This is a genomic window from Paraburkholderia monticola, assembly GCF_001580545.1.
Classification (GTDB): domain Bacteria; phylum Pseudomonadota; class Gammaproteobacteria; order Burkholderiales; family Burkholderiaceae; genus Paraburkholderia; species Paraburkholderia monticola.
In genome coordinates this window covers 176,072-187,951 of sequence record NZ_LRBG01000003.1, presented here as the reverse complement: position 1 = coordinate 187,951, position 11,880 = coordinate 176,072, and the positions used below count along the sequence as shown (strand labels likewise).

The window sequence follows — 11,880 nt, the reverse complement described above, 5'->3', positions numbered from 1 at the left end:
GAATAGCCGAAGGGAAACGTGGCAGGGCGCAGAAACTACAACCCGCTACAGCAAACCGTGTTGTTGCAGCTTCTTGCGCAGCGTATTGCGGTTGATGCCGAGATACTCGGCGGCCAGCGACTGGTTGCCGCCGGCCTGCTCGAGCACCACTTCGAGCAAGGGTTTTTCCACGCATGAAATGACCATGTCGTAGACGTCGTGCGGATTGGAGCCGTCGAGATCCTGGAAATACACGTCCAGGCTGTCGCGGACAGATTGTTCGATATTGTTCTTGCTCATGCTGCTAGTCGGTCGGTGTTGTCCTCGCCTGGGCTGTCGGGCGCTTCGTCGACATAGACGAGGCGGTCTGAGAACGCTTTTTGTGCGTCAAAGAACTCGTTGACGGCGAGGAGTTGTTCGCGCGTGGTGTCCAGCGTATTCATGCGATGCCGGAACAGGTTGGCGCCGGAAAGGCCGCGAGTGTACCAGCCGATGTGCTTGCGCGCAGTGCGCACGCCGGTAAATTCCCCGTAGAAAGCGTAGTGATCTTCGAGATGCTCGTTCATGACCTGCTGGATTTCGTCGATGCGCGGCGGCGGCAACAGCTCGCCCGTCTGCAGGAAATGCTCGATCTCGCGGAACAGCCACGGACGGCCCTGCGCGGCGCGGCCGATCATGATCGCGTCCGCGCCGGTCGCGGCGAGCACGTCGCGGGCTTTTTGCGGCGACGTGATGTCGCCGTTCGCGACGACCGGAATGCGGACCGCCGCCTTCACCGCGGCGATGGTCTCGTACTCGGCGTCGCCGTGGTACAGGTCGGCGCGCGTGCGGCCGTGCACGGTCAGCATCGAAATGCCGGCCGCTTCGGCCAGACGTGCGACGTTCAGCGCGTTCTTGTTCTCGCGATTCCAGCCGGTGCGGATCTTCAGCGTGACCGGCACGGCGTCGGGCCCGACCCCGACCGCGTTGACGACGGCCTCGACGATGCGCTGCACGAGCGGTTCGTTCTGCAGCAGCGCCGAGCCGGCCGCGACGTTGCAGACCTTCTTGGCCGGGCAGCCCATGTTGATGTCGATGATCTGCGCGCCGTTCGCGACGTTGTAGCGGGCGGCCTCGGCCATCATGTCCGGGTCCGCGCCGGCGATCTGCACGGCGATCGGCTCGACCTCGCCTTCGTGATTCGCGCGGCGCATGGTCTTTTCGCTTTTCCACAGCTGCGCGTTCGACGCGACCATTTCCGACACGGCATAGCCCGCGCCGAGCCGTTTGCACAGCTGGCGGAACGGTCGGTCGGTCACGCCGGCCATCGGGGCGACGAACAGGTTGTTGCGCAGAGTGTGGGAGCCGAGAGTGGGCATGGCGTGAACGTGCGCTATCGGGTCAGGATTTGACAATCGTGACGGCCGACGCGGCGCGAAATGCGAGGGAAAACCGCTATTTTAGCGTTAACAGCTTGCCGGGATTCGCGATCTGAGTTTCGTAACCCGTTAAATCTTCTATGAAAGTCGCGCGGCTCATAGAACCGCGCGGCGCTTTTTCGTGCTTAACGGCGCTGGCCGAACATCATCTGGCGGGCGAGCGCGGTCTTCACCGGCGGCACGAATTCGAGCGCGGTCAGCGCGAGGCCGCGTAGTACCGCGAGCGGCGCGAAATCGACCGTGAACAGACGCGCGAGCGTGTCGGTCGAGCCGATCGTCAGGCGCCGGTCGAGCGCGCGGCGTTGCGCGAAGGTCGCCAGCGCGAGCGGCGTCGGGCCCTCGGCCGACAGCGCATCGGCGAGCGCGTGAGCATCGCGCAAGCCCAGATTGAGGCCCTGGCCCGCCACGGGGTGCAAGGTCTGCGCCGCATTGCCGATCGCGACGATATGGCCGTTCACGAGCGTGTCGATCGCGTTGAGTCCGAGCGGGAACGACGCGCGTCCCTTGATGTGCGTAAAGCGGCCCATGCGGTCGCCGAACGCGGCGTCGAGCTCGCGCAGGAACGCTTCGTCGGAGAGCTGGGCGCGGCGTGCGGCCTCGTCGGGCGCGCAGCACCAGACGAGCGCGTAGTCGGCGCCGCGCACGCCGCCCATCGGCAGCAGCGCGATCGGGCCTTGCGACGTGAAGCGCTCCCACGCGACGTGCGGCCGCGGCGCGGACACGGTGACCGTGCCGACCAACGCGGTCTGGCCGTAGTCGCGCGAGCCGGCGTTGGCTTTGCCGACCTTGAGGGCGGCGGTGTCGTCGTCCGTGGTGCCGCGCAGGCTTTTCGCGTGCTTCTGGTCGCCGAACAGGCCGCCCTCGGCGTTCACCAGAATCCGCGTGCGCAACTGTCGCGCGACGCCCGCGGTTTCGATCGGCAACGTGACGCCGTCGAGCTCCTGCACCGGCGCGCCGGCCGACGTCGAGCGGAACCAGTGGACCGGTGTAGCGTGCACCGCCTCGGCGAGACCGTGCACGATCGAGCCGTAGCGCAGCACGTAGCCGAGCGCGGGCAAGCCGTGCTCGCGATGATCGATCAGCGTGCGCCCGAAATGACCGCGTTGCGACACGTGAATGCGCTCGATCGCGGTAGCGTCGGCGGGCCAGCGCAGCGGCTCGAGGATCATCCGGCTGCCGTGCGAGACCGCGATGGCGCGCGGATCGGCGATCGAGTCTTCCGGCTCGCGCGCATCGACGAGCGCGATCTTCAGTTCGCGCGTCACGCTGCGGCGCGCGAGCCAGCCGGCGAGCGCGAGGCCGACCGGCCCGGCGCCGACGATCGTCACGTCGAAATCGAACCCCGGCTGGCGGGAGGCGGGCCTCAGGATCACCGCCGATGGAGAGGCTTCGTTCATCGCGGATCAGGCCCTCGCTGGATGAGACGCCCGCGCTTCCTGCATCAGCGCCTCGATCTCGTCGGCGGCGACCGGCACGTCGCGCGTGATCAGCTCGCAGCCGCCCGGCGTGACGATCGCGTCGTCCTCGATGCGGATGCCGATATTCCAGTAGCGCTCGGGCACGCCCCCGGCGGGGCGCACGTACAGGCCCGGCTCGATCGTCAGCGTCATCGACGTGCGCAAGGTGCGCCACGGCAGCGCACCGGCCTCGTCGCGCGGCGCGCCGCGCTCGCGGTAGTCGCCGCAGTCGTGCACGTCCATGCCGAGCCAGTGGCCGGTGCGGTGCATATAGAACGGCGCGTAGGCGCGCTCGGCGATCACGTCGTCGACCGAGGCGAACTTCGCGCGCGGCACGATGCCGGTGTCGAGGAGCCCCTGCGACAGCACGCGCAGCGCGGCCTGGTGCGGATCGTCGAAGCTCGCGCCGGCGCGCGTGGCAGCGACGGCCGCTTGCTGCGCGGCCAGCACGATGTCGTACAGCTCGCGCTGCGCCGGCGTGAAACGGCCGCTCGCCGGGAACGTGCGCGTGATGTCGGACGCGTAGCCGTCGAGCTCGCAGGCCGCGTCGATCAGGATCAGGTCGCCGTCGCGCGCGATCGCGTTGCCGGCCGGGTAGTGCAGCACGCAGGCATTCGCGCCGGCCGCCACGATCGACGTATAGGCCGGCGCCTGCGCGCCGAACTTGCGGAACGTGTAGAGCAGCTCGGCTTCGAGTTCGTACTCGCGGATGCCGGGGCGGCACACGGCCATCGCGCGCCGATGCGCGGCCGCCGAAATCTGTCCGGCGCGGCGCATGATCGCGAGTTCGTGGTCGTCCTTGACGAGCCGCATCTCGTCGATCAGCGGCAGCAGGTCACGCGCGGCCGTGGGTGCGACGGTGCCGCCGCGGCCTTGTGCGCGCACCGCGTCGAGCCAGCCGCGCACCTGCTCGTCGAGGCTCGCCGAGGTGCCGAGCGCGTAGTGCAGCGCCGGCTTGTCGGCGATGATGCCGGGCAGGTGCGTGTCGAGTTCGCCGAACGCAAACGCGGCGTCGAGTCCGAACGCTTCGCGCGCGCCGTCGGGGCCGAAGCGGAAGCCTTCCCACGTCTCGCGCTCGACGTTCTTCTCGCGGCAGAACAGGATCGACGCGGGCGCGCCGGGCGCGGCGCTGGCGTCGAGCACGAGCAGCGCTTCGGGCTCGGTGAAGCCGGTCAGATAGTAGAAGTAGCTGTCGTGGCGGTACGGATAATCGGCGTCGCGGTTGCGCAGCGCTTCCGGCGCGGTCGGGACGATGGCGACGCCACCGCCCGCGGCGCGCAGCGCGGCGAGAACGCGCTCGCGGCGCGTGCGGTAGACGTCGATGGCGATGGTGGGTTCGGTCGGCTGGTTCATCGTGCGATTGTAGCGCCGTGATTCTCGAGGCCCTATTTTCCGCGCAGGACATTGACTCGCTTTGTGCGGATCCCGACGGCGCGGCGGTCGCCGTCATGTTGCAATCCGTCCACAGCGGGCCGGCGGGCGGCTCGCGAAGATGCCGGCGGCACGTTCGTGAACGCCTTAGAGCACTTATACTTTCGCCGGATTCAGAAAAAGGCAGAAGGTCATGATGAAACTCATCGGTTCGTTCGGCAGCCCGTTCGTGCGTAAGGCGCGGATCGTGCTCGCCGACAAGAAGATCGACTACGAACTGGTGCCCGAGAACGTCTGGGCGCCGGATACCCGGATTCACACCTTCAACCCGCTCGGCAAGGTGCCGTGCCTCGTGATGGAAGACGGCGAGGCCGTATTCGATTCGCGCGTGATCTGCGAATACGTCGATACGCTGTCGCCGGTCGGCAAGCTGATTCCGCAGTCGGGGCGCGAGCGCGTCGAGGTGCGCTGCTGGGAAGCCCTCGCCGACGGCGTGCTCGACGCGGCCGTGCTGATCCGTCTCGAAGGCACGCAGCGCGCGCCCGAACAGCGCGTCGAAGCATGGGTCGCACGGCAGCAGCGCAAGATCGACGAAGCGCTGATCGCGATCGCGCAGGGGCTCGGCAGCAAGACGTGGTGCGCGAGCAATCACTACACGCTCGCCGACATCGCGGTGGGTTGTGCACTCGGCTATCTGGACTTCCGTATGCCGGAACTGAACTGGCGCGAAGCGCATCCGAATCTGGACAAGCATTTCCAGAAGCTGTCGCAGCGGCAGTCGTTCATCGATACGGTGCCGAAGGATTGATCCGGTTCGGTCGTAGATGAAAAAAATGCGCCTGCATGTCAGGCGCATTTTTTTTCGGCTGCGGGCTTCGTTTGAAGTCGGCTGTGGCGTTAGCGCTTGCCGTTGCGTCGCCGTGCGATTGCCGGCCCGAACGCAAAACCGAACGCGAGCAGCAGCGCCGACACCGCCAGCACCGTGTTGTTGCCGCTCGTCACGTAAGGCGTGTTGCCCGAGGTGCCTTGCACGGTCAGGTCGAGCGAGCCGATCGTGTACGGCGTCAGGCGCCCGATCACGCGGCCGTTCGCATCGATCGCGGCGGTCATGCCGGTGTTGGTCGCGCGCAGCATCGGCCGGCCGGTTTCGAGCGAGCGCATGCGGGCGATCTGCAGATGCTGGTCGAGCGCGATCGTGTCGCCGAACCACGCGAGATTGGTCGAGTTGATCAGCACGCCGGCGGGCGTCGCGTTCTCGCGCAGCGTGCGCGCGATCTCCTCGCCGAAGATGTCCTCGTAGCAGATGTTCACCGCAACCGGCTGGTTATGAACCATGAACGGTTTTTGCACCGGCGGTCCGCGGAAAAAATCGCCGAGCGGAATGTTCATCAGATTCACGAACCAGCGGAAGCCCCACGGCACGAATTCGCCGAACGGCACCAGGTGGTGCTTGTCGTAGCGGTAGATCTCGTGCGAGCCGGGCGTGACGCCGAACAGGCTGTTCGTGTAATCGACCACCCGGCCGTCCGGTGTGATCGTGCCGCCGATCGCGCCGAACAGCAGGGCGCTGCCGGTCGAATCCGAAAACTGGCGGATCGCCGCCGCGAAGTTCGGCGGCAGCTGCTGCGCGAGCACCGGGATCGCCGTTTCAGGCGTGACGATCAGATCGGCCGGCTTCGAGGTGATCATCTGCTGATACTCGGCGATCGCTCCGAGGGTGCCGGCTTCCTCGAACTTCATCTCCTGCTTCACGTTGCCTTGCAGCAGACGCACCGACAGCGGCGCGTTGGCGGGCGTCGTCCATTGCACGAGCGGCAGCAGCAGGCCGATCACGAGCAGCGCGAGCGCGACGCCAGTGGGCACGACGACCGAGGCGACCCGGCCGCGGGGCGTCGGATCGCGCGATTCCTCCGCACGCCTCGCGCGCCGTGACGACACCAGCGCCAGCAGCGCCTGCACGAGCAGCGCGGCCGTCAGCGCGACCATCCAGCCCACGCCATACACGCCGACCACCGGCGCAAATCCCGCGAACGGACCGTCGACCTGCGCATACCCGGTCGCGAGCCACGGAAAGCCGGTGAACACCGTGCCGCGCAGCCATTCGCCAATCGCCCACGCGCTCGCGAAGGCGAGCGCGCCGTGCCAGGTCGGCGAGAACGGCGCGCGCTGGTCGGCCGCGCCGTTCTGCGCATGGCCCGCGCAGAACGACCAGACCCCCGCGGCGAGCGCCGGATAGACGGCGAGGTAGAGCGAGAACAGCACGAGCGCCGTACCCGCGAGCGGTGCGGGCATGCCGCCGTAGTAGTGCATGCTCACATACAGCCACCACACGCCGCTCACGAAGTTGCCGAAGCCGAACGCGCCGCCCGTCAGCGCGGCGCTTTTCCAGCCGGTGCTGCGCGTGAGCCAGGCGAAGAAGAACACGAAGATCGCGAGCTGCAGCCAGCCGCCGTGCGGCGTCGGCGCGAACGACAGCGTATTGAGCGCTCCCGCGGCCAGGGCGACGAGGTAGTGCCAGCGTGGCAGCGCGCGGCTGCGGGTGCCGTCGGCGGGAGCGGGGGCGCTCACGTCGCGGCGCGAACGGGAAGTGATCGGGTCGGCCATTGTTGCGCGGTCGGCGTGGGAAGTTGAAAAGTCGGATCAGCAGGCAAGATGCCCACGCAGAAAAACGCGCGGGCGCGCAGGCAGTGCATCGGCCCGCGCCGCCGGCTCAGGTCTGCACGTGCTGCGTCTCGCGCTCGCGCTGGCCCGCGAGCGGGTCGCGGCGCACCAGCAGCATGTGGATCTGGCGGGCGTCGCCGCGCAAGATCTCGAAGGTCAGATCGTCGAGGCGAACCTTTTCGCCGCGATGCGGCACCCGGCCGAAGTGATGCGTGACGAGGCCGCCGATCGTGTCGACTTCGTCGTCCGAGTAATGCGTGCCGAAGGTCTCGTTGAACTGCTCGATCTCGGTCAGCGCGCGCACGCGGAAGCGTCCGTCGGGCGACGCGATGATGTTGCCGCTTTCCTCGTCGAAATCGTATTCGTCCTCGATGTCGCCGACGATCTGCTCGAGCACGTCTTCGATCGTGATCAGGCCGGCGACGCCGCCGTATTCGTCGACGACCACCGCGAGGTGATTGCGGTTCACGCGGAAGTCGTGCAGCAGCACGTTCAGCCGCTTCGACTCGGGGATGAACACGGCCGGGCGCAGCATGCCGCGCACGTCGAACTCTTCTTCGGCGTAGTAGCGCAGCAAGTCTTTCGCGAGCAGCACGCCGATGATGTTGTCGCGATTGCCCTCGTAGACCGGATAGCGCGAGTGCGCCTTCTCCAGCACGTAGGGGATGAATTCGGCGGGATTGTCCGCGATGTTGATCGCGTCCATTTGCGCGCGCGGCACCATGATGTCGCGTGCGCTCAGTTCCGACACCTGGAATACGCCTTCGATCATCGACAGCGAGTCGGCGTCGATCAGGTTGCGCTCGTGCGCGTCCTGCAGAATTTCCAGAAGTTCGGCGCGCGAGTCGGGCTCGGGCGAGATGAAGTCGGTCAGGCGCTCGAGCAGCGAGCGCTTTTCCTGCGGTTTGTCGAGTTGGCGTCCGGTAGAGCGTCGACTGGGATACGTGTCGTTCATGGTAGTGCGCCCGGCGAGACTGGGCGCGCTGTTGCAGAGCGTTAAGGATACACCAGACACATGGCGGAACCGTGTCCCGCCGGGCCTGGCGAGGTGCGAAGCCAGGGTCAGACGGCCGCGCGCGAGGGCGTGGCGTGGATCCATCCTAACCGATTACGTGGGCAAAAGCGCTTGCGGGCAAAAAAGTCGCGGGTGGGGTTTGTGCCGAGTCGCGCTGCTCACACCGTCGGCTTGCAGCGCGCGAGCAGCGCTTCGAGCGCGCGGTCCGGCATGCCGCTTTCGCGCAGCGCATGCACGGTGCGGCTCACGTAGTCGAAGGTCGTGCCGTAGCGGCCGCATGCGCAGCCCAGTACGGTCTGGATGATGTCGTCGCGCAGTTTGCCGGTGTAGCTCGGCACATCGCGGCGCATCACGAACGCGAGTGCGTCGACGCGCCGGCCGTCTGCGAGCACACACGGCAGCCACGCGGGACGATACGAGCCCATCGGCATTTCGCGGCGCCACAGCGCTTCGAGATGCGGCATCGAGCCCTCGGCGGCGAGCCGGAACGCCATGCCCGTGCACGAGCCGCCGCGATCGAGCGCGAGCACGAGGCCGGGCTGCTCGGGCGTGCCGCGGTTCACGCGCGACCACAGATAAAGGCCGCGATGATAGCCATGCACCTTCGAGCGCAGCGCTTCGACGGTCGGCAGGCCTGGATTCCAGATCAACGAGCCATAGCCGAACAGCCAGAGATCGCTCTGGCGGTCCCAGTCGCGCAACGTGAATTCGAGCGATGCGCGCAACTCGTCGTCCGTCAGAAGCCGCGATTCGCCGAGCACCGGCGGGTAGTCCGGGCAGCGCACGGGGGTATCGGCTTCGGGCGACGAGGTGCTCACGGTGGGTGCTTATTGATAAGGGTCCGGAAAACCAAGCTTGCCGAGGATCTCGGTTTCGAGCGCTTCCATTTCCTCGGCTTCTTCTTCGACCTCGTGGTCGTAGCCTTGCGCATGCAGCGTGCCGTGCACGAGCAGGTGCGCGTAATGCGCGGCGAGCGGCTTGCCCTGCTCGGCGGCTTCCTTCTCGACCACCGGACAGCACAGGATCAGATCGCCCGTGACCGGGTCGTCTTCCGATTCGGCATAGGCGAAGGTCAGCACGTTGGTCGCGTAATCCTTGCCGCGAAAGGTGCGGTTCAGCGTGCGGCCTTCTTCGGCGTCGACGAACCGTACGGTCAGTTCGCCGTCCGCGAACAGCGCCGCCTTGATCCAGCCGGCCACGGTCGCGCGCGGAAGCAGCGCCTTGTGTTCGGGCCAGGCTTTGGCGGCGGGGAATTGCAGGCTCAACGTCAGTTTCGGGGTGCGGCTCATGCGATGTATGTGCGTGGCGTTCGTGGCTCGAGCGTTGTTTTCGGCGTTGTGGCTCGAGTCTCAGGCTGGCGAGCGCATCGCTCAGCGCGAATCGACCGGAGCTGGCGTCTTCTGCGAATGCGCATCGTACGCCTCCACAATTCGCGCGACCAGCGGATGGCGCACCACGTCCGCGCTCGTGAAGCGCGTGAGCGCGATGCCGCGCACGTTCGCGAGCACCTGCTGCGCTTCGATGAGACCGCTCTTGTGGCCGCGCGGCAGGTCGATCTGGGTCGTGTCGCCGGTGACGACCGCCTTCGAGCCGAAGCCGATCCGCGTGAGGAACATCTTCATCTGCTCGGGCGTGGTGTTCTGCGCCTCGTCGAGGATGATGAACGCGTGATTCAGCGTGCGGCCGCGCATGTACGCGAGCGGCGCGATTTCGATCATCTGCCGCTCGAACATCTTCGCGGTCTTGTCGAAGCCGAGCAGGTCGTACAGCGCGTCGTAGAGCGGGCGCAGGTACGGATCGACTTTCTGCGCGAGATCGCCCGGCAGAAAGCCGAGCCGCTCACCCGCTTCGACCGCCGGGCGCGTCAGCACGATGCGCTTGACCTGGTCGCGCTCGAGCGCGTCGACCGCGCAGGCCACCGCGAGGTAGGTCTTGCCGGTGCCGGCCGGGCCGACGCCGATCGTGACGTCGTGCGAGACGATCTGCTTCAGGTACTCGCGCTGCGCCGGCGTGCGGCCGCGCAGATCCGCGCGCCGCGTGTACAGCTTCGGACCGTATTCCTTGAGGTCGTCTTCGCTCGCATTGGTATCGGCGGGCTGGTCGAACGGATGATCGGGGTTGCCGGCGAAGCGCGGGTCGACGGCTTCATCGCCATTGATGTTGCCGTTGCCGTTCGGGCGATGGCGCGCCGGATGGCGCACTTCGACGAGCGCAAGCTGGATGTCGTCGACCGACAACGGCTCGCGTGCGTTGTTGTAGAAGTTTTCGAGCGCGGTGAGCGCGAGTTTCGCGCCGCGCCCGCGGATCGTGATGCGATGGCCGCGGCGCTGCAGGGTCACGTCGAGCGCCTGCTCGATCTGCCGCAGATTTTCGTCGAGCGGTCCGCAGAGGTTGGCGAGCCGCGCGTTGTCTTCGCGCGGTGCGGTGAATTCCAGATGCTGCTGAGTGGTCTTCAAGGCGGTGAGTCGATCCTGTCGGTTGCGGTACTCAGAATGTCGTTCAGTGCGCTTAGTGCGCTCAGTGAGCTAAGGCGGCGCTGTCGTCGTGAACCAGCACGAGTTCGCCGCGCAGCGAGTGCGGGTACGCGTGCACGATCTTCACGTCGACCATCTGGCCGATCAGCCGCGCATGCGAGGCGACCGGCGCCGGGAAATTGACGACGCGGTTGTTCTCGGTGCGGCCGGCGAGCTCGTTCGGGTCCTTGCGCGCCGGGCGCTCGACCAGAATGCGCTCGACTTTCCCGACCATCGCCTCGCTGATGCGCTGCACGTTTTCTTCGATCGTGGCCTGCAGATGTTGCAGGCGCTTGAGCTTGACCTCGCGCGGCGTGTCGTCGTGAAGGTTCGCGGCCGGGGTGCCGGGGCGCGGGCTGTAGATGAACGAGAAGCTCGTGTCGTACTTCATCTCTTCGACGAGCGCCATCATCTTCGCGAAATCTTCCTCGGTCTCGCCGGGGAAGCCGACGATCATGTCCGTCGACAGCGACAGATCCGGACGGATCGCGCGCAGCTTGCGGATCACGGACTTGTATTCGAGCACGGTGTAGCCGCGCTTCATCGCCATCAGGATGCGGTCGGAGCCGTGCTGCACCGGCAGATGCAGGTGGCTCACGAGCTTCGGCACCTTCGCGTAGGTGTCGATCAGGCGCTGCGTGAATTCCTTCGGATGCGACGTCGTATAGCGGATCCGTTCGATGCCGGGGAGGTCCGCGACATACTCGATCAGCGTCGCGAAGTCGGCGATCTCGGTCGAGCCCAGCGTCAGCGCGCCACGGTAGGCGTTCACGTTCTGGCCGAGCAGCGTGACTTCACGCACGCCCTGGTCGGCGAGTCCGGCGATTTCGGTCAGCACGTCGTCGAGCGGACGCGACACTTCCTCGCCGCGCGTGTACGGCACGACGCAGTAGCTGCAGTACTTGCTGCAGCCTTCCATGATCGACACGAACGCGCTCGGACCGTCGACTCGCGCCGGCGGCAGGTGATCGAATTTTTCGATTTCGGGGAACGAGATATCGACCTGTGCGCGGCCGCTCGCGCGGCGCTGGTCGATCATCTGCGGCAGGCGGTGCAGCGTTTGCGGGCCGAACACGATATCGACGTACGGCGCGCGCGCGACGATCGATGCGCCTTCCTGGCTGGCCACGCAGCCGCCCACGCCAATGATCAGATTCGGATTCGCGTCCTTCAGCTCGCGGACGCGGCCGAGGTCGGAGAAGACTTTTTCCTGCGCTTTTTCGCGCACCGAGCAGGTGTTGAACAGGATCACGTCGGCGTCTTCCGGCGTGTCGGTCTTGACGAGTCCTTCAGCGGCACCGAGCACGTCGACCATCTTGTCGGAGTCGTACTCGTTCATCTGGCAGCCAAAGGTCTTTACATAAACTTTCTTGGTCATCGATTTTCGCCGGTCGCAGTGGTTAATCTGGGGGCGTCGTAAAAAGGTGAAGGAGGCTGCTGAGCGGGGCAGCGCGGCGTGCGGTAGC

General features: G+C 66.6%; 11 protein-coding genes. 1 reads left to right on the top strand and 10 read right to left on the bottom strand.

Annotated features, from left to right (window positions below; translation table 11 throughout):
* Window positions 1-45: 45 nt before the first annotated feature.
* The 4 genes from CI15_RS04230 to CI15_RS04215 all read right to left on the bottom strand — a co-directional run bounded on the left by CI15_RS04230 (window position 46) and on the right by CI15_RS04215 (window position 4,207).
* On the bottom strand, window positions 46-279 hold the full coding sequence (locus CI15_RS04230) for a Fis family transcriptional regulator (RefSeq protein ID WP_008919619.1): 234 nt from the start codon (window positions 277-279) through the stop codon (window positions 46-48).
* A complete protein-coding gene (dusB, locus tag CI15_RS04225) occupies window positions 276-1,337 on the bottom strand; it encodes a tRNA dihydrouridine synthase DusB (protein WP_062124610.1) in 1,062 nt (353 codons plus the stop codon). Before dusB ends, CI15_RS04230 begins: the two co-directional genes overlap by 4 nt.
* Before the next feature lie 185 nt (window positions 1,338-1,522).
* Window positions 1,523-2,794 carry a UbiH/UbiF/VisC/COQ6 family ubiquinone biosynthesis hydroxylase gene (locus tag CI15_RS04220; RefSeq protein WP_062124608.1) on the bottom strand — a complete coding sequence of 424 codons (1,272 nt, stop codon included), beginning with the start codon at window positions 2,792-2,794 and terminating at the stop codon, window positions 1,523-1,525.
* Window positions 2,795-2,800: 6 nt separating this feature from the next.
* Complete coding sequence (locus tag CI15_RS04215; protein WP_062124607.1) at window positions 2,801-4,207, bottom strand: aminopeptidase P N-terminal domain-containing protein; 1,407 nt, start codon at window positions 4,205-4,207, stop codon at window positions 2,801-2,803.
* Window positions 4,208-4,418: 211 nt separating this feature from the next.
* Between CI15_RS04215 and CI15_RS04210 the strand changes: the two genes are divergently transcribed.
* Window positions 4,419-5,033 (top strand): glutathione S-transferase C-terminal domain-containing protein, encoded by a 615-nt coding sequence (locus CI15_RS04210; RefSeq protein WP_062124605.1) that lies wholly within the window; start codon window positions 4,419-4,421, stop codon window positions 5,031-5,033.
* A gap of 89 nt (window positions 5,034-5,122) precedes the next feature.
* On the opposite strand, the gene lnt is transcribed toward CI15_RS04210, so the two are convergent.
* The 6 genes from lnt to miaB form a co-directional block, all read right to left on the bottom strand.
* Window positions 5,123-6,829, bottom strand: coding sequence for an apolipoprotein N-acyltransferase (lnt, locus tag CI15_RS04205; protein ID WP_062124603.1), 1,707 nt, complete (start codon window positions 6,827-6,829; stop codon window positions 5,123-5,125).
* A gap of 106 nt (window positions 6,830-6,935) precedes the next feature.
* Window positions 6,936-7,841 (bottom strand): HlyC/CorC family transporter, encoded by a 906-nt coding sequence (locus tag CI15_RS04200; RefSeq protein ID WP_062124601.1) that lies wholly within the window; start codon window positions 7,839-7,841, stop codon window positions 6,936-6,938.
* A gap of 218 nt (window positions 7,842-8,059) precedes the next feature.
* A complete protein-coding gene (locus CI15_RS04195) occupies window positions 8,060-8,719 on the bottom strand; it encodes a gamma-glutamylcyclotransferase (protein WP_062124598.1) in 660 nt (219 codons plus the stop codon).
* Between the two features lie 9 nt (window positions 8,720-8,728).
* The gene (gene ybeY / locus CI15_RS04190) at window positions 8,729-9,190 is read right to left on the bottom strand and encodes an rRNA maturation RNase YbeY (protein ID WP_062124596.1); all 462 of its coding nucleotides are present in this window, start codon (window positions 9,188-9,190) and stop codon (window positions 8,729-8,731) included.
* Window positions 9,191-9,271: 81 nt separating this feature from the next.
* Entirely contained in the window at window positions 9,272-10,357 is a 1,086-nt protein-coding gene (locus tag CI15_RS04185) for a PhoH family protein (RefSeq protein WP_062124594.1), read from the bottom strand.
* Between the two features lie 61 nt (window positions 10,358-10,418).
* Complete coding sequence (gene miaB, locus CI15_RS04180; protein ID WP_062124592.1) at window positions 10,419-11,792, bottom strand: tRNA (N6-isopentenyl adenosine(37)-C2)-methylthiotransferase MiaB; 1,374 nt, start codon at window positions 11,790-11,792, stop codon at window positions 10,419-10,421.
* Between the last annotated feature and the right edge of the window lie 88 nt (window positions 11,793-11,880).

What these genes read in the sequence shown, in the direction of transcription:
- CI15_RS04215 (WP_062124607.1), bottom strand. Translation starts at nt 4,207, where the DNA reads ATGAACCAGCCGACCGAACCCACCATCGCCATCGACGTCTACCGCACG.
- lnt (WP_062124603.1), bottom strand. Translation starts at nt 6,829, where the DNA reads ATGGCCGACCCGATCACTTCCCGTTCGCGCCGCGACGTGAGCGCCCCC.
- CI15_RS04210 (WP_062124605.1), top strand. Translation starts at nt 4,419, where the DNA reads ATGATGAAACTCATCGGTTCGTTCGGCAGCCCGTTCGTGCGTAAGGCG.
- CI15_RS04230 (WP_008919619.1), bottom strand. Translation starts at nt 279, where the DNA reads ATGAGCAAGAACAATATCGAACAATCTGTCCGCGACAGCCTGGACGTG.
- CI15_RS04220 (WP_062124608.1), bottom strand. Translation starts at nt 2,794, where the DNA reads ATGAACGAAGCCTCTCCATCGGCGGTGATCCTGAGGCCCGCCTCCCGC.
- miaB (WP_062124592.1), bottom strand. Translation starts at nt 11,792, where the DNA reads ATGACCAAGAAAGTTTATGTAAAGACCTTTGGCTGCCAGATGAACGAG.
- dusB (WP_062124610.1), bottom strand. Translation starts at nt 1,337, where the DNA reads ATGCCCACTCTCGGCTCCCACACTCTGCGCAACAACCTGTTCGTCGCC.
- CI15_RS04200 (WP_062124601.1), bottom strand. Translation starts at nt 7,841, where the DNA reads ATGAACGACACGTATCCCAGTCGACGCTCTACCGGACGCCAACTCGAC.
- ybeY (WP_062124596.1), bottom strand. Translation starts at nt 9,190, where the DNA reads ATGAGCCGCACCCCGAAACTGACGTTGAGCCTGCAATTCCCCGCCGCC.